General features: G+C 67.7%; 20 protein-coding genes. 10 read left to right on the forward strand and 10 right to left on the reverse strand.

All coding sequences use genetic code 11. The features are described from left to right. The first annotated feature begins 108 nt into the window (after positions 1–108). Complete coding sequence (locus ILP92_RS03330) at positions 109–2,607, forward strand: penicillin-binding protein 1A (RefSeq protein WP_198914956.1); 2,499 nt, start codon at positions 109–111, stop codon at positions 2,605–2,607. An 84-nt stretch (positions 2,608–2,691) separates the two neighbouring features. On the opposite strand, the gene ILP92_RS03335 is transcribed toward ILP92_RS03330, so the two are convergent. Then, positions 2,692–2,847 carry a hypothetical protein gene (locus ILP92_RS03335; RefSeq protein ID WP_198914957.1) on the reverse strand — a complete coding sequence of 52 codons (156 nt, stop codon included), beginning with the start codon at positions 2,845–2,847 and terminating at the stop codon, positions 2,692–2,694. Between ILP92_RS03335 and ILP92_RS18670 the strand changes: the two genes are divergently transcribed. Both ILP92_RS18670 and prfB read left to right on the forward strand, forming a co-directional pair. Continuing rightward, positions 2,840–2,974, forward strand: coding sequence for a hypothetical protein (locus ILP92_RS18670; protein WP_268968479.1), 135 nt, complete (start codon positions 2,840–2,842; stop codon positions 2,972–2,974). The two genes, ILP92_RS03335 and ILP92_RS18670, sit on opposite strands and share 8 nt — an antisense overlap. Before the next feature lie 103 nt (positions 2,975–3,077). After that, positions 3,078–4,205 carry a peptide chain release factor 2 gene (prfB, locus tag ILP92_RS03340; protein WP_198914958.1) on the forward strand — a complete coding sequence of 376 codons (1,128 nt, stop codon included), beginning with the start codon at positions 3,078–3,080 and terminating at the stop codon, positions 4,203–4,205. On the opposite strand, the gene ILP92_RS18820 is transcribed toward prfB, so the two are convergent. The 7 genes from ILP92_RS18820 to ILP92_RS03370 form a co-directional block, all read right to left on the reverse strand. Then, positions 4,202–5,947: a fused MFS/spermidine synthase gene (locus ILP92_RS18820; protein ID WP_368667831.1), complete on the reverse strand. Its 1,746-nt coding sequence runs from the start codon at positions 5,945–5,947 to the stop codon at positions 4,202–4,204. The two genes, prfB and ILP92_RS18820, sit on opposite strands and share 4 nt — an antisense overlap. Then, positions 5,875–6,378 carry a hypothetical protein gene (locus tag ILP92_RS18385; protein ID WP_235971062.1) on the reverse strand — a complete coding sequence of 168 codons (504 nt, stop codon included), beginning with the start codon at positions 6,376–6,378 and terminating at the stop codon, positions 5,875–5,877. Before ILP92_RS18385 ends, ILP92_RS18820 begins: the two co-directional genes overlap by 73 nt. Positions 6,379–6,408: 30 nt before the next feature. Next, a complete protein-coding gene (locus ILP92_RS03350; RefSeq protein ID WP_198914959.1) occupies positions 6,409–7,704 on the reverse strand; it encodes a glycosyltransferase in 1,296 nt (431 codons plus the stop codon). Between the two features lie 176 nt (positions 7,705–7,880). Beyond that, positions 7,881–8,423, reverse strand: coding sequence for a bactofilin family protein (locus ILP92_RS03355; protein WP_198914960.1), 543 nt, complete (start codon positions 8,421–8,423; stop codon positions 7,881–7,883). Next, positions 8,413–9,729: a M23 family metallopeptidase gene (locus ILP92_RS03360; protein WP_268968480.1), complete on the reverse strand. Its 1,317-nt coding sequence runs from the start codon at positions 9,727–9,729 to the stop codon at positions 8,413–8,415. The genes ILP92_RS03355 and ILP92_RS03360 overlap by 11 nt, the downstream gene beginning before the upstream one ends. A 159-nt stretch (positions 9,730–9,888) precedes the next feature. After that, positions 9,889–10,713 (reverse strand): ferritin-like domain-containing protein, encoded by an 825-nt coding sequence (locus ILP92_RS03365; protein WP_368667832.1) that lies wholly within the window; start codon positions 10,711–10,713, stop codon positions 9,889–9,891. Then, a complete protein-coding gene (locus tag ILP92_RS03370) occupies positions 10,710–11,168 on the reverse strand; it encodes a peroxiredoxin (RefSeq protein ID WP_198914962.1) in 459 nt (152 codons plus the stop codon). The genes ILP92_RS03365 and ILP92_RS03370 overlap by 4 nt, the downstream gene beginning before the upstream one ends. 156 nt (positions 11,169–11,324) lie before the next feature. On the opposite strand from ILP92_RS03370, the gene ILP92_RS03375 reads away from it, so the two are divergent. The 6 genes from ILP92_RS03375 to ILP92_RS03400 all read left to right on the forward strand — a co-directional run bounded on the left by ILP92_RS03375 (position 11,325) and on the right by ILP92_RS03400 (position 19,590). Continuing rightward, entirely contained in the window at positions 11,325–11,585 is a 261-nt protein-coding gene (locus ILP92_RS03375; RefSeq protein ID WP_198914963.1) for a hypothetical protein, read from the forward strand. Between the two features lie 59 nt (positions 11,586–11,644). Continuing rightward, complete coding sequence (locus tag ILP92_RS03380) at positions 11,645–14,953, forward strand: DUF3971 domain-containing protein (RefSeq protein ID WP_198914964.1); 3,309 nt, start codon at positions 11,645–11,647, stop codon at positions 14,951–14,953. Next, positions 14,950–16,008, forward strand: coding sequence for a tRNA preQ1(34) S-adenosylmethionine ribosyltransferase-isomerase QueA (queA, locus tag ILP92_RS03385; RefSeq protein WP_198914965.1), 1,059 nt, complete (start codon positions 14,950–14,952; stop codon positions 16,006–16,008). Before ILP92_RS03380 ends, queA begins: the two co-directional genes overlap by 4 nt. An 83-nt stretch (positions 16,009–16,091) precedes the next feature. Next, the gene (locus tag ILP92_RS03390; RefSeq protein WP_198914966.1) at positions 16,092–16,745 is read left to right on the forward strand and encodes a protein-L-isoaspartate O-methyltransferase family protein; all 654 of its coding nucleotides are present in this window, start codon (positions 16,092–16,094) and stop codon (positions 16,743–16,745) included. Continuing rightward, positions 16,742–18,175: a TolC family outer membrane protein gene (locus ILP92_RS03395; RefSeq protein WP_198914967.1), complete on the forward strand. Its 1,434-nt coding sequence runs from the start codon at positions 16,742–16,744 to the stop codon at positions 18,173–18,175. The genes ILP92_RS03390 and ILP92_RS03395 overlap by 4 nt, the downstream gene beginning before the upstream one ends. A 98-nt stretch (positions 18,176–18,273) precedes the next feature. Then, the gene (locus ILP92_RS03400) at positions 18,274–19,590 is read left to right on the forward strand and encodes a midas domain-containing protein (RefSeq protein ID WP_198915287.1); all 1,317 of its coding nucleotides are present in this window, start codon (positions 18,274–18,276) and stop codon (positions 19,588–19,590) included. Positions 19,591–19,596: 6 nt separating this feature from the next. Here the strand turns inward: ILP92_RS03400 and ILP92_RS03405 are convergent, their stop codons facing one another. Continuing rightward, complete coding sequence (locus ILP92_RS03405; protein ID WP_198914968.1) at positions 19,597–21,060, reverse strand: cobyric acid synthase; 1,464 nt, start codon at positions 21,058–21,060, stop codon at positions 19,597–19,599. A gap of 56 nt (positions 21,061–21,116) precedes the next feature. Between ILP92_RS03405 and ILP92_RS03410 the strand changes: the two genes are divergently transcribed. Beyond that, positions 21,117–21,683: a cobalamin biosynthesis protein CobQ gene (locus ILP92_RS03410; protein ID WP_198914969.1), complete on the forward strand. Its 567-nt coding sequence runs from the start codon at positions 21,117–21,119 to the stop codon at positions 21,681–21,683. A 72-nt stretch (positions 21,684–21,755) separates the two neighbouring features. Here ILP92_RS03410 and ILP92_RS03415 read toward each other — a convergent pair whose 3' ends face one another. Further along, entirely contained in the window at positions 21,756–22,073 is a 318-nt protein-coding gene (locus ILP92_RS03415) for a DUF6280 family protein (protein WP_198914970.1), read from the reverse strand. Positions 22,074–22,269 lie beyond the last annotated feature (196 nt).

Raw genomic sequence — 22,269 nt, forward strand, 5'->3', positions numbered from 1 at the left:
CAATTCCGCGTCATCGGGGTCGGGCCAGTCCGCCATCCCTTTTGATTTCCGCGTGCGTCCACGATATAGCGGGTCACGACCGGGCAGCATACCAGGAGTCCGCGACCCATGATGCGCTTCATCCTTTCGATCTTCGGCAGCCTGTTCACGCTGGTGACCATGGGCGTGCTGGCCGTCGCGCTGACCATCGGCGCGATCTTCTGGATGTACGGCGCGGACCTGCCCGATACCGACCAGCTGAGCAGCTATCAGCCGCCGACCATCAGCCGCATCTATTCCGGCAAGGGCGAGATCATCGACGAATTCGCCGAAGAGCGGCGCCTGTTCACCCCGGCCGAGGACATTCCCGACCTGGTCAAGCACGCCTTCATCTCGGCCGAGGACAAGAATTTCTATACCCACCAGGGCTATGATCCGCGCGGCATTGCCGCCGCGGCGATCGACGCGGCGCGGGGTGGCGATCTGCGCGGTGCATCGACGATCACGCAACAGGTCATGAAGAACTTCCTTCTGGGCGGCGAGCGTTCGGCCGAGCGCAAGGTCAAGGAACTGATCCTGGCCAGCCGGATCGAAGAGACGCTTTCCAAGGACAAGATCCTCGAGCTCTATCTGAACGAGATCTACCTGGGTCAGAACAGCTACGGCGTCACCGCGGCCGCGCAGACCTATTTCAACAAGGCGCTGGACGAGCTGAGCGTGGCCGAAGCCGCCTATCTGGGCGCGTTGCCGCAGCGCCCGGCCTATACCCACCCCGTCCGCAACCGCGAATTCGCCATCTCGCGCCGCAACTATGTCCTGCGCGAGATGTGGGAGAACGGCTATATCGACGAAGAGGCCTATCGCACGGCCCGCGTCGCGCCCCTGCTGTCGGTGCAAAGCGACGATTTCGACAGCTTCCGCTCGGAAATCCCGCCCCGCGACTATTTCACCGACGAGATCCGCCGCCAGCTGAGCCGCGACTACGGCGAGGGCGAGTTCTTTTCGGGCGGATTGTCGGTGCGCGCGACCATCGACGAAGAGCTGCAGAAGGTCGCCGCCGAAAGCCTGCGCCAGGCGCTGGAGCAATACGATCGCGGCATCGGCCGCTGGCGCGGCACCGGCAAGAGCATCGAGGCCGAACGGCTGGACACCTGGCAGGACGCGCTGGCCGAGGTCAACGTGGCGCGGGACATCGAGCTGGAAAACACCTGGTATCCGGCGGTCGTTCTGGAGATCGGCGACGAATCCATGCGCGTCGGCGTCGAAGGGCAGGGCGAGCAATCGATCCCGCGCGACGACATCTCGTGGATCCGGGGCAGCTTCGCCGACAATTTCGAGCGCGGTGACGTGGTGCATGTGCGCCAGATGACCAATGACGACGACGGCTCGCTGATCCGCTGGACCCTGCGGCAGGTGCCGCAGGTGCAGGGCGCGTTCGTGGCGATGGACGTGGATACGGGCCGCGTTCTGGCCATGCAGGGCGGCTTTTCCTACCAGCATTCGGTGTTCAACCGCGCGACCCAGGCGACCCGCCAGCCCGGATCGAGCTTCAAGCCCTTCGTCTATGCCGCCGCGCTGGATTCGGGCTTTTCGCCCGCCACGATCGTCGTGGACGCCCCGATCGAGATCAACACGCCGCAAGGTTTGTGGCGGCCCAAGAACTATTCCAACCGCTTCTACGGCCCCACGCCCCTGCGTACGGGCATCGAGCAGTCGCGCAACCTGATGACGGTGCGGCTGGCGCAGGAAGTGGGCATGAACATCGTGGCCAGCTACGCCGAGCGGTTCGGCGTCTATGACCGGATGGGCGGCTACCTGTCGGCGTCGCTGGGCTCGGAAGAGACGACGCTTTACAAGATGGTCGCCGCGTATTCCATGTTCGCCAATGGCGGCGAGCGGGTGGCGCCCACGCTGGTGGACCGGGTGCAGGACCGCTACGGGCGCACCGTCTATCGCCACGATCAGCGCGAATGCCTGGACTGCCAGGTGGCGTCGCTTGAGCCGGGACTGGGTCCGCGGATCGCGTCCGAACGCGAGCGGGTGATCGACGCGATCACCGCCTACCAGCTGACGTCGATGATGGTGGGCGTGGTCGAGCGCGGCACGGCCAAGGGCAAGGTGAACCTGAGCGTGCCGGTGGCGGGCAAGACCGGCACCACGAACGACGCCAAGGACGTGTGGTTTGTGGGCTTCACCAGCAACATCGCGGCGGGCTGCTATATCGGTTTCGACCAGCCGCGGTCGCTGGGGTCCAACGCGTCGGGCGGCGGCATGTGCGCGCCGGTCTTCAACCGGTTCATGCAGGAAGCGACGGCGAAATACGGCGGTGGCGCCTTCGAGGTGCCGCCGGGCGGACATTTCATCAAGATCGACCGGTTCACCGGGGCGCGTCTGTCCGACACGGCCGCGGGCGAGAACGTCATCGCCGAGTATTTCCGCCTGGGCGAAGAGCCGATGTTCGGTGTCGCCTTCGACGGTGGCTTCGCCATGGGGGCGAACCTGCCGCTGTTCGAGGAAGCCAGCGGCGGGAGCGGCGCGCAGCAGGTGCAAAACGGTCGTGGCAACACGGTCGTCATCCCGCAGGACAAGGCGACCTTCGGCTCGCTCAGCTCGGGCGGTCTTTACTAGCGCCGGTGAAGGCCCTTCCGGGGGCCTTTCGCTCGGCCGTCGGGCTTTCAATCTTGAATTTGTTTCCGGCAAGGACTTTCTTGTCTATGTTGCGCCCAGGCGCTTTGTTGGGGTCAGGCCCGGCTCTTCGGACCCCGCGGGCTCGATCACCGACTGCACGTCCTGCCACGGCTGCCACGCCACCGCGGCGATCAACCCGCAGACCGGGACCTCCTTCCCGTTCTCGGTGCTCGTGGGCACGATCCGGCCCGCCTATATCGGCACTGGCCAGACCACGCAGGATTGCGGCGCGTATCCGACCGCGCTGGGCGACGGCTACGCGTCGCTGGATTTCATGTGGCCCATCGTGTTCAACGCCAAGCCCTAAGACTGCCCGCCCAGCTAGTGGGCCTGGGCCGCGCGCGACATGCCCCGTTGCGGGCGGCCCATCGCGTTGTTACATCCTGCGCCGACAGGAAAGGCAGCCCCCCATGCGCGCAGAAACCCAGAACACCGTCGAGGCGATCGAGAAATCGCTGGAGCTTCTGCGCCAGCGCATGGATTGGGACACGGCGTCCCACCGGCTGGAAGAATTCAACGCCCGGGTCGAGGATCCGAGTTTGTGGGACGATCCCGACAACGCCCAGAAGCTGATGCGCGAACGCCAGGCGCTGGTGGATGCCATGAAGTCCTACGAGACCATGGCGCAGGATCTGTCGGACAATGTCGAGCTGATCGAGCTGGGCGAGATGGAAGACGACATCGAGGTCGTGAAAGAGGCGGAAACGGCGCTGTCCACGCTGAAGTCCCGCGCCGAGGCCGCCGAGATCGAGGCGCTGCTGAACGGCGAGGCCGACGCCAACGACACGTTCCTGGAAATCAACTCGGGCGCGGGCGGCACGGAATCCTGCGACTGGGCGGCGATGCTGGCGCGGATGTACGTGCGCTGGGCCGAGAAGAAGGGCTACAAGGTCGAATTGCAGTCCGAGACGTCGGGCGAAGAGGCGGGCATCAAGTCCGCGTCCTACAAGATCTCGGGGCACAACGCCTATGGCTGGCTGAAATCCGAATCCGGCGTGCACCGGCTGGTCCGCATTTCGCCCTATGACAGCGCGGCGCGGCGGCACACGTCGTTCTGCTCGGTCTGGGTCTATCCGGTGGTCGACGACAATATCGAGATCGAGGTCAATCCCGCCGATATCCGCATCGACACCTATCGCTCGTCGGGTGCGGGCGGGCAGCACGTGAACACGACCGACTCGGCCGTGCGGATCACCCACGCGCCCACCGGCATCGTCGTCACCAGTTCCGAGAAATCCCAGCACCAGAACCGCGACATCGCCATGAAGGCGCTGAAATCGCGGCTCTACCAGATGGAGCTGGACCGCCGCACCGCCGACATCAACGCGGCGCACGAAGCGAAGGGCGATGCGGGCTGGGGCAACCAGATCCGGTCCTACGTGCTCCAGCCCTACCAGATGGTGAAGGACCTGCGCACCGGGGTCGAGACCAGCGACACGCAAGGTGTGCTGAACGGGGATCTCGACCGCTTCATGGCCGCCACGCTGGCGCAGGACGTGTCCGGCAAGTCCCGCGCCGAAGCCACGGCCGAGGATTAATCCAGCAGCAGTTCCAGCAGGTTGGCGTGATCGTCGGTCCATTCCCGGCCGCCATCGTCGTCCAGCACCGCCCAGTCCGACGCGGCGGTGGCAGCCCGCACCGTCGCCACGTCGCGCGACAGGGCAACCACGCTGCTGGCATGGGCCAGGTGCTCGTCCTCTTCGGGGCGGTCGTAGCGATGCGCGCCCGCCAGGCCCAGCGTTTGCGCCGACCGGCCGAGCGGCACGGTCAGGTCGTAATAGCGGTTCGAGATGTGGTAGATCAGCAGCCCGCCGGGATTGAGCCGGTCGAGGTAAAGCTGCATCGCCTCGGTCGTCGTCAGGTGCACCGGCACGGCGTCCGATGAATAGGCGTCGATCACCAGGATGTCGAAGGTCTGGGGATCGCGCTCGAGCACCATGCGCGCGTCGCCCAGCAGGACCGGCGCGTCGGGGGTGCAGTCGCTGAGATAGGTGAACAGGGCGGGATCGCGGGCGATCTGGGCGACGACCGGGTCGATCTCGTAATAGGTCCAGTCCTGTCCGGGCCGCGCGTGGCAGGCCATCGCGCCGACGCCGAGGCCGACGATGCCCATCGATTGCGCCCGTGTCCCGACGGGCGAGTTGATGAGCTCGGCCAGGGGCAGGCCGCCGTGATAATAGCTGAGCGGGGTGGGACGGTCGTCTTCTTCCAGCAGCTGTGCGCCGTGCAGGGTGGTGCCGTTGGTGTAAAGCCGCACGCCGGTCTTTTCCTCGACCTTGTGCACGCCGAAGAAGCTGCGGTCGCGGAAGGCGGCGCTGTCGGGCAGGCTGGACATGGCGGGCGCGACGAAGACTGCCAGCGCCAGCAGCGCGGCCCCGATCGCGCGACGAAACAGCGCCACCAGGACCAAGGCCGTGCCCAGCAGGATCGCCTTGGCCACCAGGTCGGGCTGCGGCGCCACGGACGAGAGCACCAGCAGCGCCAGCCCTGCACCTGCACCGATAAGCGCGGTGCGCAGGGCAGTGCCGCGCGTCATCCGGAACGCGCCGGGGCTGAGTAGAAGGGCAACGGCGACCGCAAGCGTCACGGGACCCTCGGCCAGGGTGTCGAAGACCGCAGGCGCAAGAATCGAGTTGAAGAGACCGCCCAGCGCCCCGCCCACCGACATGGTCAGGTAGAACCCGGTCAGCCCGCTTCCGTCGGGCCGCGCCTCGTAGAGGCGGCGATGCGCGAACAGGGCCACGACGAAGAAGGACAGCCCCATCAATGTAATGATGGTCAGGCTCTGGTGGCCGCCCGTCAGGCCCAGGAATACGGCCGCCAGAAGGGCCAGCGCCACGACGGTCAGCAGGCGCAGGGTCATGGTCGGCAGGATCACACGGGCCCGGAAGGTCAGCACGAAGGACAGAAGATACAGCGACAGCGGCACCGCCCAGACCAGCGGGATCGAGCCGATATCGGTGCTGATCTTGGTGGTCACCGCCAGCATCAGCGACGAGGGCACGAAGGCCAGAACCAGCCAGAGGCCGATCTGCTGCGGGTGGGCCTTGGCCGCCTCGGCCCGGTGCCGCGCGACACCGCCGCGCGCCATGACCCCGGCGGCCAGCAAGCCCACGCCCAGCACCGTGTATCCGGCGGCGAAGCCCGCGCCGATGCCGCTGGTCCCCCAGATCGGCTCGGCGATCAGCGGAAAGCCCAGCAGCGCGATCAGCGAGCCCAGGTTGGACGCGCCGTAAAGGAAATAGGGATCGTCGGCGGCAGGCCCGCCCGAGCGTACCACGCCTGGATCAGCGGCGCGTTGGCCGACAGCGCCGCGAAGGGAACGCCCACGCCCGCCGCGAACAGCGCCAGCGTTTGCCAGGCGGCGGGCTGGCCAGGCGTCCAGCTCCAGCCGTCGGGGATGGCCAGCGGCAGGAACACCAGGCCCAGCGCCCAGACGGCCATGTGCAGCGCCACCTGTGCGCGCACCGGCAGATAGCGCGTCGACAGGTGTGCGTAGAGGTATCCGGCGATCAGAACGGTCTGGAAGAACAGCATGGCCGTCGTCCAGACGGACGCGGCGCCACCGATTTCGGGCAACACGATCTTGGCGAAGAGCGGTTGGACGAAGAACAGCAGCGACGCGGACAGGAAGATCGTCGCCGTGAAGACGACGGGCGCCAGCGTGGAAGGAAGGCCCGCCACCGGGCCGGTCTGGGTCGTGTCCGTCATCGATCTGCTCCTGCGGCTTCGCGCAGAAATCTATCGTGCCAATCCGTCAGAACTGTGTCCCAATCGGGGACGATCCGCGTCGAGCGCCGCCAGGATCGTGCGCGCGGCCATCCCCGCGCCGTCGGGAACAAGCCGGTCGGCCAACTTGCGGGCGGCGGCCGCCACTTCGGGTTTCAGGATGAAGGCCAGTGCCTGGGCGTCCGTCGCGGTCCGGATCCGGCGCGCCACGCCCAACCGCTGGGCGCGGGCCGCGTTGTCGGGCTGGTCGGCGCCCAGGGGCAGGATCAGCTGCGGACGGCCCGCATGCAGCGCCTGGCCGAGCGTGCCCATGCCGCCGTGGTGCAGGACGGCGCGCGCGTGGGGGAAGAGCGCGGCGTGCGGCGCGTAGGGCAGGGCGCAGATGTCGGCGCCGCTGGGAACCTTTGCCGCGCCCGACAGAAGCACGGCCCGCAGTCCCGCGCCCCGTGCCAGAGCGACCGCGTCGCGCCAGAAATGCGGCCCGGCCAGCTTGTGCGCGACCGATCCAAGCGTGACCACCAGCGGGGCTGGCCCCGCCTCGAGAAAGCGCTGCAGCTCGGCGGGCAGGACGGCGTCGCGCTGCTGCAATCGCGCGAAGCCCGTCAGGCGCAGATCCTGTGCGTCCGCGGGCCGCTGCGAGAATGCCGGATCCCATAGACCCAGGCGCATGTGCGGCGCAACCGCGTGGCCGAAGAGCGGCGTCGCGCGGCTGGGCGGCAGGCCGAGCTCGCGTCGCACGTGGGCCTGATCGCGCCCGTGGCGGCGTTGCATCTCGAGCGCCACGATCCGCAGCCATAAGCGGTTCCAACTGCGCGAAACGGCATTGCCGGGGCGCGGCACCATGGGCGGCGACAGGCCAAGGACACGGGGCGGATCCAGGGCGGATTGCACCATCACGGGCTGGAGCAGCAGGGGGATATGGGGCCGACCGGTGAGTTCCGCAGCCAGCGGCGCGGCCATGGCCAGCGCCGTGCTGCACACCGCGCGGGCGCCCTGCGCGTGGGGCAGGAGCGCGCGCGTCAGGTCGGCCAGGCGCGGATATGTGGCCCGCTTAAGCAGTTCGGACGGATCCCGGAAGACCGATGCCGCGATGGCGTCGCGATCCATGTCCAACTCGGCCACCAGCTGGGCTTCGCTGGGGCCGAACGCCACCGCCTCGAACCCGTGCGCGCGCGCTTCGTCCGCATCGTCGGGGCCCAGCAGCAGGCGGACTGGCTGGCCCGTTTCTTCGAGCGCCCGCGCCACGGCGAGGACGGGAAAGAGATCGCCCAGCGATCCGACGGTGGACATGAGGACAGGCGCGGTCATGACCCTGACCTAGCGCGCGGGCGCCGATGAACACTTCCCGCGTTTGCGGTTTCGCGAGATTTCCACCGGGGGGGTCCGCTGGCGGACGGCGTTCGGCGCCGGGTCCTTCTGGCAACGCGCATGAAAAAGGGCACCGCGGCGCAACCGGGTGCCCTTTGCGCAAGATGCGGCGTCGATCAGGCCTTGGCTTCGGATCCCGACCCGGAGCCGGGCGCGGGCGCAGGGGCGCCGCCGCCCTGGGCGGCAGGGCGTGCCCCGCCGGTGGTGTTCAGCGGATCGTCGCGGCGGGCGACTGAGCCTTCGAAATGGGCACCGCTTTCGATGGCGATGGTCTTGTGGATGATGTCGCCCTCGACCCGCGCGGTCGCGGTCAGGCGCACCTTCAGGCCGCGAACGCGGCCCACGACGCGACCGTTGACGACCACGTCGTCCGCCATCACTTCGCCCTTGACCGTGGCGCCTTCGCCGACGGTCAGCAGATGGGCGCGGATGTCACCTTCGACCTGGCCTTCGATCTGGATGTCGCCGGTGGTGCGCAGGTTGCCCTTCACCGTCAGGTCCGAGGACAGGATGGATGCGGGCGGCTTCGCCTTCGGCGCGCTGGAAGACGTGTCGGTGTTGGATTTCGGTGCGTTCATGGGACTCTCGCTTGTGGGACGGGTCACTGCCTCGCCGCCCTGTTTGGGGCCGGGCTCGTTGATCTTGCTCTTAGAAAACATCTTGCGCCGCCTTGATATAGGTCATCGGGTTGACGGGACGTCCGCCCACGCGCACCTCGTAGTGCAGATGCGTGCCGGTCGAGCGACCGGTATTTCCCATATCACCGATCCGCTCCCCGCGCGAGACCCTTTGGCCCACTTTGACATGCAGTCGGCTCAGATGCGCGTAGCGCGTTTCGATGCCGAACTCGTGCTTGATCTTGACCAGGATGCCGTAGCCGGACTGGCGACCGGCATGGGTCACGACGCCATCGGCGGTGGAGTGGATGGGCGTGCCATGGGACGCGGCGAAGTCAGTCCCGTTGTGCATCCGACCCCAGCGCGGACCGAATCCGCTGGTGAAGCGGAAGGACGATTTCACCGGCAGCGCGAAGGGCGCTTTCTGCGCGGCGATCCGGTACAGGTTCATGCGGTCCAGCTTTTCCAGGATGCCGTTGGCGCGCAGGCCGTCGGCGTCGGGCTCGGACCCCTTGGTCGAAAAGCTCATGGGCGTCAGCGGACCACCCTGGCCGGAATAGCCGCGGCGCACCTGGTCGAGCAGGTTTTCGGTGTTCAGCCCGGCGCTGCGGAACATCTTGTCCAGCGGCGACACCGAGATCGTCAGCGCGTCTTCAAGCTGGTTGAAAATCTTGTCGTTGCGGGCCTGTTTCAGCTTGGCCTCGAAGATCATCTCTTCGGCGAAATCCTCGGCCTCCTGGGCCTCGATCATCATCGAGTCGCGTTGGCCGGATGCGGCCGTCAGCGCCCCTGCCAGCAGGTCGACGGTCTTTTCCATGTCGCCCAGCCGCGCCAGTTCGGCCATTTCGGAGCCGTCGCCGTTCAAGCTGTCGTTGAGCTGCGCCACTTCCTGGCGGGCGGCGTCGCGCGCCAGAACGGCGTCGCGGAGTTTGCCGTAGGTGACATCCATGCCGCGCTCGAGCTCGGTCAGGCGCGTTTCGCTGTCCAGAAGCTGCGACTGCATGGTGCTGACCTGGCGCAGGGCCGCGTTGAAACGCTCGTGGGCGGCCGCGGCTTCGGCCAGGGCGGCGTCGCGCTGGTCGGACATGGCGTTCAGCCGGTCCTGGTAGAGCTGTTGTTCGCGCTGGGCCTGGTCCCGTTCGTGGCCCGATCCGATCGAGTCCATCAGCAACACCGACGAGGCGATGATCGTCCAGCCGACCACCACGGCGATGCCGGAAACGGTCATCACCTGGGTCGCGGGCGACAGGCGCACGTATCGAGTTTCGGTGTTGGAGCGAAGGAAAAGTCGCTTTTCCGGGAAGGCGCGCGCGAGGGCCGCACCCATCTTGTTGGTCAATGACGTCAAAAACCTGTCCCCTTGCTGTCCCGATTGGCAGCGTCCGCTTGGCGCAAACTTGTTATTGGGACCGTGACTAGCAACCGGAAAGCCACACCGCAACAATTTTGCAGGCTCTCGTGTGCCGCCGGCGGAGAGTCGCAGGGAATCGGCATTAATCCGCCGACTTTACTTACTTTGGGCCTTGGGTAAGTCCGCAAGTGGCCAGTAGAAATCGGGCGGAAGACCCGCATCGGCGCGCTTCTCGGTGTTGAAGGGCGGCTTCAGGGGCGCGTGGAAGTACCGGCGCACCAGGGCGTGGAAGGTGGGTTTCGGGTCGCAATTCTCGCGGCCGCAGAGGAAGTGGAACCACTTCGAGCCGTAAGCCACGTGCGCCACCTCTTCGGCGTAGATCGTCTCCAGTGCGGCGACCGCGCCCGTGGCATGCGCGCGGCGGAACAAGTCGATCATGCCGGGTGTCACGTCGAGCCCGCGGGCTTCCAGCACCATGGGCACCACGGCCAGTCGCGCCATCAGGTCGTCCGCCGTTTCTTCGGCCGCGCGCCACATGCCCGCATGGGCGGGCAGGGCGCCGTAGAAGCTGCCTTCTGCCTCAAGGCAGTCGCACATGAGGTTGAAATGCTTGGATTCTTCGTCTGCCGCCTGGACCCAGTCGTCGCAGAACCCGATGGGCAGGTCCAGGTGTCCGAACCGAGCGATCACATCCCAGTGCAGATCGACCGCGTTCAGCTCGATATGGGCGACTGCGTGCATCATCGCGATGCGCCCCTCGGGGCTGCCGGGCTTGCGGCGGGGCACGTCGCGCGGCGACACCAGGTCGGGCTTGGCGGGCCGGGCAGGTTGCAGCGGCGGCGCGGCGCGACCGATCTCGGGGCGCGCGTCGTCGCTGCGGGCCGCGCGCCAGGCGGCGGCGTGGGCATGCGATAGCGCCGTCTTTTCGCGCCCGTCCGCTGTCTGCAGGACCTCCAGCGCCATCTGCGTCAGCGGCTTCACAATGCGCGCGCCGCCTCGAGCACCTCGTCCACGTGGCCGGGCACCTTCACCTTGCGCCATTCGCGCACGACCTTGCCGTCCGCGTCGATCAGGAATGTCGCGCGCTCGATCCCCATGGAGGTCTTGCCGTACATGTTCTTTTCGACCCAGACGCCGTAGGCTTCGCACACCGCGCCGTCGGAGTCGGACAGAAGGGCGATCTTCAGCCCGTGCTTGTCGCGGAACTTCTCGTGCTTGGCCACGGTGTCCTTGCTGATGCCCAGCACGGTGACACCGGCGGCGGCGAAATCGTCCACCGCGTCGGTGAAGCCCAATGCCTCCTTCGTGCAGCCCGGCGTGTCGTCGCGGGGATAGAAATAGAGAACCACCGGCCCGTCGATGGCCGACAAGGTGACGTCGTCGCCGCCGTCGCGCGGCAGGGTGAAATCGGGGGCTTCTTGGTCCTGAAGGCTCATCGGGCTTGCTCCTGTCGGGGTTCATCTTCCTTGGGGGAACTAGGGCGCGTTCGGGGGCGGCAAATTATTAACGCGGCGCCCTTGCAGAGCGGGCCCCGGCGCCTCATCTGCTGGCCTGCGCACTGTCGCGCGGCTTTCATTCAAGGCATCCCGCCCATGACCCGTCTTGGTCTTCTTCCCGTCCTGGCCCTTCTTTCCGCAACGCCCGCCCTTGCCGACGAGGTCAGCGGCGAGGTGCTTGCCTTCGACCGCGTGGCGCAGATCATCGTGCTCGAAGACAAGTCGGTCTGGTCGCTGAGCGATGGCGGCGCGACCGCGCCCGAAGAGCTGGAAGCGGGCGACACCGTCACCATCGAGTTCCAGACCATCAGCGACAACGGCTTCGGCAAGATCCTGGGCATCACCCGCGCCGAATAAGCCAGATGTGATCGCCGACCCCTCTGGGCAGGGCGCGCCCAGCAGGTGATAAGGTCTGCATGAGCGATCCGTCCCAGCCGAACGCCAAGTCGCCCGGCCGCAAACGCCGGGGGCTTCGGCGTGCCCACGGGGTCGCCTGGAGCATCGTCGCGGGGCTTGCGGCGCTGCTGGTGGTCAGCGTCGCGGCCCTGGCGATCAGCGAGACGCGCCTGGTGCTGCCCCAGGCCCTGACCGAGCGGATCGAGCGGCGCATCAACCGCGATTCGCCCCTGCAGCTTGGGATCTCGCAGATCACGGTCGGGCTGGATCGCAGCGCGATCCCGCGTCTTTGGATCGACGATGTGGGTCTGGAAGGCGTCGGCGGGCAGACGCTGGCACAGGTGTCGCGCGTCGGCCTGGCCTTCGATCCGGGGGCGGCGATCCGGGGCCGTGTCGCCCCGCGGGTGCTGCGGGTCGAGGACGCGACGCTGACGCTGCGCCGCGACCGCAGCGGCGCGTTCGAGATCAGCTTCGGCGGTGGCGGACAGCGGCTGGAAGGGGGGCTGGGCGGGCTTCTGCAACTGCTCGACCGGGCGCTGCAAGCGCCGCCCGTGGACCGGGTCGAGCGGGTCGAGTTGACCCGCGCCACCATCACCGTCGAGGACGCGCGCGCCGCGCGGGTCTGGCAGTTGAGCGACGCGGGCGCCGTGCTGCGCCGGACCGAGCAAGGGCTGGAGCTGTCGCTGAACGCCGACATCTTCAACGGCTCGGACACGCTGGGCGCCTTGCAGGCGACCGTCACGGCGAAGGGCGGCGATCGCGGTGCCAGCGCGCAAGTGACGCTCAGCGATGTGAGCGCTGCCGATATCGCCCTGCAAAGCCCGGCCCTGTCGTTCCTGTCGGTTCTGGACGCGCCGCTGTCGGGGGCGCTTCGGGCCGAGGTCGGGGGCGACGGCGGGCTGACCGATTTCGCGGGCACCCTGGAGATCGGCGCGGGCACGCTGGCCCCGCGCACGGGCGGCACGCCGCTGGGGTTCGAGCAGGCGAAGGCCTATTTCACCTACGATCCCGACCGCGCGCGCCTGAATTTCAGCCAGATCAGCGCGACCGGCGCCCTGGGAGAGGGGCGCGTCAGCGGCCACGCCTACCTGGACGACCTGGGCGATAACGGCTTTCCCCGCACTTTGCTGGCGCAAATGGCGCTGGACACGCTGGCGCTGGACGCGCCGCGGCTGTTTCCCGCGCCGATCACGCTTGGCGACGGTCAGCTTGACCTGCGCATTCGCCTGAACCCTTTCCGGGTCGAGATCGGCCAGATCTCGTTGCCCGACGCGGGCGGCGCGCCGGGGCGGCATCTGCATGTGTCCGGGTCGGTCGAGGCGACGCCCGAGGGCTGGCAGGTCAGCGCCGATGGCCGGGCGGAGGCGCTGGGCATCGAGGCGCTTCTGCGGCTTTGGCCCTTGCCGATCGCCCCCAAGGCGCGCGGCTGGCTGAGCGACAACATCAACGGGGCCCTTGCCGAAAATGTCGTGGCCGCGCTGCGCTTTGCGCCGGGCGATGCGAAGCCCCGGCTGAACCTGACCTTCGGCTTCCGCGACGCGGATGTGCGCGTGATGAAGGGTCTGCCCCCGGTGACGCAAGGGGCGGGGCTGGGTTCGATCATGGACCATCGGCTGGTGATCCAGGTGGACGAGGGGGTGATGAAGACCGGGGCGCGGGGTGACCTGGACCTTGCGGGCAGCGTCTTCACGATCCCGGACGGGCGCATCAAGCCCAGCCCGGCCGTGATCGACATCGCGGCCGACGGCCCGCTGGGCGCGCTGTTCGACGTGCTGGATGCCGAGCGGTTCCAGCTGCTCAGCAAGTCGGGCCGCGATGCCGACCTGGCCACCGGGCGGATCACCGGATCCGCGCGGATCGGGCTGGTGCTGAAAAAGGGCAACACGAGCGAGGATATCGACATCGCGGCCGACGCGGTGGTGCGCGACTTCGCGTCGGACACGATCGTCGGGGGCCGCGCGCTCAGATCCGACCGGCTGGACGTGTCGCTGGCCGAGGCGCGCCTGTCGGCCAATGGCCGCGCCACTCTGGACGGCGTGGCGTTCCAGGGGGCCTGGCGGCAGGCGCTTGCGGGCCCGGACCAGGGGCAGGGCAGCGTCAGCGGGACCGCGGAGCTCGGCCCCGAGGCGCTGGAGCGGTTCGGGGTCAAGCTTCCGCGCGGCCTTCTGACGGGCAGGGGTCCGGCGCAGATCGACCTTGCGCTGCGACCCGGCGCGCCCGCGACGTTGCAACTGAGCTCGGAGCTGCGCGGGCTGGGCCTGAACATTCCCGCGGTGAACTGGTCGAAGCCCGCCGACACGCCGGGCCGACTGGATCTTGCGCTGACCCTGGCCGAGACGCCGCGCGTCGACGGGCTGTCGCTGAGCGCGCCGGGCCTGTCGGCCACGGGCGACGTGGTGCTGGGCCCCGGTCCCAGCTTCGAGGCGTTGGAGCTGGACCGCGTGCGGCTGGGCGGCTGGCTTGACGCGGCGGTGACGATCCGCGCGCGGGGCGCAGGCCAGCCGCCCGCCATCACCGTGCGCGGCGGCGAGATCGACATTCGCCGCGCCCAGCTGGGCGGAGGTGGCGGCGGATCCGGGGCGGCGCGCGGGCCGGTGTCGCTGAGGCTGGACCGGCTGCGGGTGACCGACACGCTGGCCTTGGGCGACTTTTCGGTGGATCTTGCGCCCGGCCGGGCGCTGTCGGGCGATTTCCGCGGCCGCATCAATGGCGGGGTCACGGTGGCGGGGGCGCTGGCGGGCGGGCCGAACGGCACGGCGATCCGCATCCGGGCCAACGACGCGGGCGCGGTGCTGCGCGACGCGGGCCTGTTTCGCAACGTCGAGGGCGGCGCGCTCGAGCTGACCCTGCGCCCCGGGGGCGGGCGCGGAATCTACGAAGGGGCCTTGCGCGTCACCGGCCCCCGCCTGCGCAACGCGCCGACCATGGCCGAGCTTCTCAGCGCCATATCGGTGGTGGGTCTTCTGGAGCAGATGCAGGGCCAGGGCATCCCCTTCGACGAGGTCAGCGCCGATTTCCGCTTGAGCCCGTCGCGCATCACGCTTTATCGGTCCTCGGCCACCGGCAATTCGCTGGGGCTGTCGATGGACGGCGTTTACGATCCGCAAAGCAAGAGGATGGATATGCAAGGCGTCGTGTCGCCGCTTTACCTGCTGAACCGCGTGGGGTCGATCTTCACGCGCCGGGGCGAAGGGCTGTTCGGGGTCAGCTTCACGCTGCGCGGCACGGTCAGCGACCCGGCGGTGGCGGTCAATCCGCTGTCGATCCTGACGCCCGGCATGTTCCGCGAGATCTTCCGCCGCCCGCCGCCCGAAAGGGTCGCCCGATGAAGCTGTCGGAGTTCGACTTCGATCTGCCCGAGGATCGGATCGCGCTGCGGCCTGCACGGCCGCGCTCGTCGGCGCGGATGCTGGTGGCCGAGGGCGCGCGGATCACCGACGCGCGGGTCAGCGACCTGCCGGACTGGCTGCGCCCGGGCGACCGGCTTGTGCTCAACGATACGAAGGTGATCCCGGCGCGGCTGTCGGGGTTGCGGCGGCGGGGCGGCGCGCAAGGCCCGACCGAGGCCCGGATCGAGGCCACGCTGCTGGAGCCGGGTGCGGATGGCAGCTGGTCCGCCCTGCTGAAGCCGCTGAAGAAGGTGCGGGACGGCGAGACCGTCGTTTTCTCACCCGATCTGTCGGCGCGCGTCGAAGGCCGCGATGACGGCTCGGCCCACATTCGCTTCAACCTGGAAGGCGACGATTTCGACGCGGCGTTGGCGCAGGCGGGTGCCATGCCGCTGCCGCCCTATATCGCCTCGAAACGGCCCGCCGATGCGCGCGACCGCGACGACTACCAGACCGTCTGGGCCGCGCGCCGGGGCGCCGTCGCAGCACCCACCGCATCGCTGCATTTCGATGACGCGCTGCTGGATGCGCTGGCTGCGCGGGGCGTACAGATTTCCCACGTGACGCTGCATGTGGGCGCGGGCACCTTCCTGCCGGTGAAGGTCGACGACGTGCGCGACCACAAGATGCACTCGGAATGGGGCGAGGTCAGCGCCGACGCCGCGGCCGAGATCGCGCAGACCATCGCGGCGGGCGGCCGCGTCGTGCCCGTGGGCACCACCGCGCTGCGCCTGCTCGAGACCGCCGCGACGGGGCCGGGACGGATCGCCGCCTGGCAGGGCGACACCGACATTTTCATCACGCCGGGCTTCCGTTTCCAGGTCTCGAACGGGCTGATGACGAATTTTCACCTGCCCAAATCGACGCTGATGATGCTGGTTTCGGCCTTCCAGGGCAGCGATGAAATCCGCCAGATCTATGCCCATGCCATCGCCGAGGGCTACCGTTTCTTCAGCTACGGCGATGCAAGTTTGCTATGGCCCGCCGATTTCTGAGCCCGCAGGACATCGGTCGTTGCCCTAAGGGCGGACCTGTGTCACTTCAAATCCAGTCGAAACAGAACGGATGAATTCTGCCGATGGTCGATTTCACAGCCCGCCGCCGCATGATGGTGGACACGCAGGTCCGGCCCTCGGACGTGACCGAGTTTCCCATCATCAACGCCATGCTGAACGTCCCGCGCGAGCTTTTCGTGCCGCAGGCGCTGGTCGAAGCCGCCTATCTGGGCGAGCATCTGCCGCTGGGCAAGAACCGCGTGATCCTGGATCCGCGGGTGCTGGCCAAGCTGATCGACGCGCTGGACATCACGCCATCGGACCTGGTGCTCGATGTGGGGCCGGGCATGGGCTATTCCAGCGCGATCCTGGCCCGCCTGGCCGAAGCCGTCGTCGCGGTCGAGCCAGAAGCGGCCTATGTCAGCGAAGCCCAGGCGGCGCTGACCGAGGCGGGCATCGACAATGCCGCCGTGAATGAAGGCGCGTTGACCGACGGGGCGCCGCAATACGCGCCCTTCGACGTGATCGTGATCGAAGGCGGCGTCGAGACGCTGCCCGACACCCTGCTCGACCAACTGGCCGAAGGCGGCCGGATCGGGTGCATCTTCATGGATGGCGCGCTTGGCACCGCGCGGGTCGGCCACAAGATCGACGGCCGAATGAATTGGCGTTACGCCTTTAATGCCAGCGCGCCCGTATTGCCGGGCTTTGCACACAGCGCGGAGTTTTCCCTATGATCGCCAGACACCTTTTGAAGACCACCCTTTCGCTTTCCATCGTTCTGGGCGCATCGCTCGGCGGGACGGCGGCCCGGGCCGAAACGCTGGCCGATGCCCTGGTCAGCGCCTATCGCCATTCCGGACTTATCGAAAAGAACCGCGCCGTTCTGCGGGCCGCGGACGAGGACGTGGCCATCGCGTTGTCGTCGCTCAGGCCCATCGTCGACTATACCGCCAACCTGCAACGCACCTGGACCTTCCCGAACGACCGCGAGATCCCCAGCGCGAACCCGGCGGTCGTCCCGCCGCGCCGGATCGACAACTCGGCCGAGACGACGACCAGCATCGGAATATCGGCGGATCTTCTGCTGTGGGACGGGGGCGCCACGCAGCTGGGCGTCGATGTCGCGAAAGAGCTGGTGCTCGCCACGCGCCAGGGCCTTGTTTCGGTCGAACAGCAGGTCCTGCTGAACGGGGTGGCCGCTTATCTGGGCGTGCGCGAGGCGATCGCGTTCGTCAACTTGCGCGAAAGCAATGTCAGCCTAATTTCCGAGCAGTTGCGGGCCGCGAACGAGCGTTTCGAAGTGGGCGAAGTGACGCGCACCGACGTGGCCGTCGCCGAGGCCAGCCTGGCCGCCGCACGCTCGACCCTTGCCGCGGCACGGGGCGATCTGGAACAGGCCCGTGCCAATTACGTGCGCTTCGTCGGCCGCAAACCCGGCAACCTGGCCGCCGTGTCGCAGCTTCCGCCCTTGCCCGCATCCCTGGCCGCCGCCGAGGCCGTGGCCCGCAAGACCCATCCCGACATCCTGCGCAGCATGCGCCTGGTCACCGTGGCGGATCTGAACGTCGCGCGGGCCGAGACGTCGATCAAGCCCCGGATCACCGGGCGCGCGTCGGTTTCGATCGGCGACGATTTCGAAGAGCAGGCGTCGGTCGGCGTCGCGATGACGGGCCCGATCTATCGCGGTGGACGCCTGACGGCGGCCTACCGCCAGGCCGTGGCGCAGCGCGACGAGACGCGCGCCGATCTGCATATCAGCACCGACAACGTGTTCCAGGACCTCGCGCAGGCCTACGCATTGCTGGAAGTGGCCCGCGCGCGGATCCGCTCGGGCCAGCTCGAGGTGCGCGCCGCCGAACTGGCGTTCCGCTCGGTCCAGGAAGAGGTGCGTTTCGGCACCCGGACCACGCTGGACATCCTGGACTCCGAGCAGGACCTGCAGGACGCGCGCGCCAACCTGATCTCGGCCCGCATTTCCGAGATCCAGGCGGCGTACCAGGTGCTGACGGGGATGGGCTTGATGACCGTCGATCACCTGAACCTGAACGTCGTGACCTACGATCCGTCGGCCTATTACAACGCCGTGCGCACCGCGCCGATCCGCAAGGTGTCGCCACAGGGTCAGAAGCTGGACCTGCTGCTGAAGTCGCTGGGGAAAAATTAAGATCTGTCGAATACCATCAGGGTTGCGTCGTCCGCCGCGTTGTGCGGCGTCGACTCTTTGCGTATCCTTGCGCCAGGCACGAGACAGAAGGCAGGCAAATGTCCGATCCGGCGAAAAGCACTGAAATCGAGGATGTCCTGGCGTCCATCCGCAGGCTGGTGTCGGTCGATCCCACGGGCGGGCTGAAGCCCCATCGCGGTGCGGTGACGCAAAAGCTTGTTCTGACCTCCGATCAGCGCGTGGGCGGTGACGACGGGCGATCGGACCGGGGGCAGCGCAACCAGGCAGCACCGCTGAGGCTTGAAGCGTCGGTCTCACCCGGCCTTGCCGAGGTCCCCGAGGACGCGGCCGCCCCGCGTGAGGATGATCGCGGTGCCGGAAAGCTGGAAATTGTGACCGAGAGCGGTGAAGTGGCCCCCGACGCGCCAGCGTCCGAAGATGTGCCCGAGCGTGATGAAGACGTTGTGCGGGACCATGCGGACGAGGCATCCGATGAAAGCGATGATGCCGGGACGCGCGATGACAAAGCGGCTGAGGACGCCCCCACGTCGGAGCAGGACAGTGACCTTGCGCTGACGCAGTCCGTCGAGACCTTCGTTTTCAACCTGCCGGACAGCAGCGAATGGGAATCCGAGGAGAAGATTGACGCGACCGAGGCCGAGGACGCGGTCCGCCCCGGATCGACACTGGAGGCGCGTATCGCCGAGCTCGAGGCCGCGGTGTCGTCGCAAGCCTCGGATTTCGAGCCGGACGGAAGCGAGGATCTGCAGCAGCACCGCCCCGAAAGTGTCCCCTCCAGGCGTCCTGCACCCTCGGCGGATACCGAACAGGCCATCGCCCAGTTGATTTCGGACGCGGCCCGCAGCGTTGTGACGCAGGCCCTGGATGACACCGGCGCGAACGCAGAACCGGACGCGCAGGGGTCGGCCCCCGATCGGGATACGGACAAATCCATCTTCAACCGCTTGCGGTCTTCACCGGAAGGCGCGTCCGAGGAAGATGCCGACGAAGGCTCCACCGAAGATACCGCCGCAAACGATGACACGGACGCCCGTGGCGCCATCGATAGTTCGGACGACGCAGATGCGTCCGACGATCTGGCCACCGCGGCGAAAGACGGCGAAGCCGTCGGTGAAGCGAGGAACGCGGATTCGGACGTCAGCGATCCGCAAGAGGCGTCTGTTTCGGAAGCGGACCCTGAGGCGGGGAAGAACACCGATGAGGACGGCGCGGGCCGGGATATGGACGTGGCGGAAGAGGGCGCGATCCTCGACGAAGCCGCGTTGCGCGACCTGGTTGCCGAAATCGTGCGCAGCGAGCTTCAGGGCGCCCTGGGCGAGCGGATCACCCGCAACGTGCGCAAGCTGGTGCGCCGCGAAATCATGCGCGCGATCACCGTGCGCGACCTGCAGTGATCGGGTCTAGCTGAACGGGCGCGACGTCAGGCGCAGCAATAGATCCAGATCGAGATGCCGCTCCAGATGGTCGGCCAGCGCGTCGAGCGTCTCGTCTATCCCGTGGTCGAAACCGCGCGCGGTGGGGCTGGCGCCAAGGCCCTTCAGATACGATTGCCGGAAGCCGTCGGCCGCGAAAAGCCCGTGGATATAGCAGCCCATCACGCGCCCGTCGGCTGACGCTGCGCCTTCGGGGCGGCCATCGAGGCTGAGCCACGCGCGGGCGCAATCCGGTCCGGATGTTTCGCCCAGGTGGATTTCGTAGCCCTGCACGTCCTGTCCGCTGGCCATGTGACGCGCCTGGCTCAGCGCCAGTCTTTTTGCGGGCCTTAGATGCGTTTCAATATCCAGGTGGCCCAACCCGTCCGCGCTACCGGGCGGGCCTTCCAGGCCGTGCGCGTCGGTGATTTTGCGGCCGAGCATCTGGTAGCCACCGCAGATCCCCATCACGTGACCGCCGCGCCGGATATGGGCGGCCAGGTCGATATCCCATCCCTGCGCGCGGAACGCGGCAAGATCGGCGATGGTGGTTTTCGAGCCCGGCAGCAGAACGAGATCCGCATCGCCGGGCAGGGGACGTCCGGGGGCGATGAGGTCGATCGTCACGTCGGGCTCGGCGGCCAGGGGGTCGAGGTCGTCGAAATTGGCGATCCGGCCCAGGCGCGGCACGGCCACCTTGAGCGCACCGGACGCGCCGCCCTTGCGTTCCAGGTCGAGCACGTCTTCGGCGGGCAGCCGCCACGCGTCGTCGAACCACGGCACGACCCCGAGCGACGGCCAGCCCGTCGCCCGCTCGATCACCCGCAGCCCATCGTCGAAGAGCGAGACGTCGCCCCGGAACTTGTTGATCGCAAAGCCCTTGATCCGCCCGCGATCCTGGGACGACAGGACCGCGTGGGTGCCCACGCATTGCGCGATGACCCCGCCCCGGTCGATATCGCCCACCAGCACGACCGGCAGGTCCACGGCCTCGGCGAAGCCCATATTGGCGATGTCGCCCGCGCGCAGGTTGACCTCCGCCGGGCTGCCCGCGCCCTCGACCAGCACCAGGTCCGCGCCCGCTGCGATCCGCGCGAAGCTTTCCACCACACGCGGCAACAGTGTCGCCTTCTGCGCGCCGTAGTCGCGCGCGCGCATGGTGCCGATGCGCTGGCCCTGCACGATGATCTGCGCGCCGTGGTCGGTTTCTGGCTTCAACAAGACCGGGTTCATGTCGACGAGAGGCGCGCGGCCCGCGGCGCGCGCCTGCAGCGCCTGGGCGCGACCGATCTCGCCCCCGTCTTCCGTCACGGCGGCGTTGTTCGACATGTTTTGCGGCTTGAAGGGTGCCACGCTCATGCCCCGCCGCAGGAAGGCGCGGGCGATCCCGGCGACCAGCATCGACTTGCCGACATTCGAGCCGGCGCCCTGGATCATGATCGCTCTGGCCATCGCCGCCCCCTTCATCGACACTGCCTTAGCCGCGCGGCTGCCTGGGGGAAAGAGCCTTGAACACACCCGTCCACCTGATCATGGGAGCAGCGGTTTTCGGGCGGCAGGGCGACAGGCACCGCACCTGGGGCGCGGTGCTGGGCGCCTTCGCGCCGGATCTGTCGCTGTACCTGATGGCGGGCGTGTCGATCCTGGTCCTGGGCATTTCACCGCAAAGGGTGTTCGGCACGCTTTATTATTCGCCCGAATGGCAGCAGGTTTTCGCCGTGGACAACAGCTTCGTGCTGTGGGGCATCGGCTTCGCCCTGGCGCTTTGGTCGGGACGCGGCTGGGCGATTGCGCTTACCGGGGCCGCGCTTTTGCACCTGGCCTTCGACTTTCCGCTGCATTCCCATGATGCGCGGGCGCATTTCTGGCCGCTGACCGACTGGAAATTCATCTCGCCCGTGTCCTACTGGCAGGGACCGACGGGGCAGGTGGTCGGGTGGATCGAGATCGGACTGACGGTATCGTTCTGCGCGATCCTGGTGATCCGGCACACCCATTGGCCCGCGCGCGCGGGCTTCTTGGCGCTAGGCACCAGCCAGATGGCGCCGTGGGTCATGTGGTCGTTCATCTTCTGAGCCACGCAAAGGAAAAACGCCGCGGGGTCGATCCGCGGCGCTTTCCGGTAACACGTGAAAGATGGGACGGCGTCAGGCGGCTTCGGCCTGCGCGGCGCTGCGACGTTCGCTTTCCTCGCGGCTGAGCGCGACCGAGGTGCGCACGCCCTTGCCGACGAAATCCATCAGGCCCGAGACGACGCGTTCGTTCGGGTCGATTCCGGCACAGCTTAGTACTTCGCGGCCATCGCGCGAGCGGGCCCAGCGGGCGATCTGCTCGGGGCCATTGCCGTATTTCTTGTCATCGGCAATCGCGTCGTCCAACGCAGCCAGCACAACGGCGGCAAACAGTTTGCGCGCGCGATTGCCCTGCTCGTGGTTGAATGCGGTTCCGTCAACGAAGTCGGTCATTCGACGATCCTTATTGCTCTTGCATTTGCGTCGTGAGCGCCCCTTATGGACTATCACGACAGCATGTGTCACTCTATTTCGGAATACCAGCTATGCGACTGATGCATGACTGAAGGCCCGAACACTCCAGATAGGCCGTGTTGCAGACCCTTGATGGTGCATATATAGCGTCCATCAATCATTCATCAACCTTTTG

Source organism: Palleronia pontilimi (assembly GCF_016412875.1).
GTDB classification, from domain to species: Bacteria; Pseudomonadota; Alphaproteobacteria; order Rhodobacterales; family Rhodobacteraceae; genus Palleronia; species Palleronia pontilimi.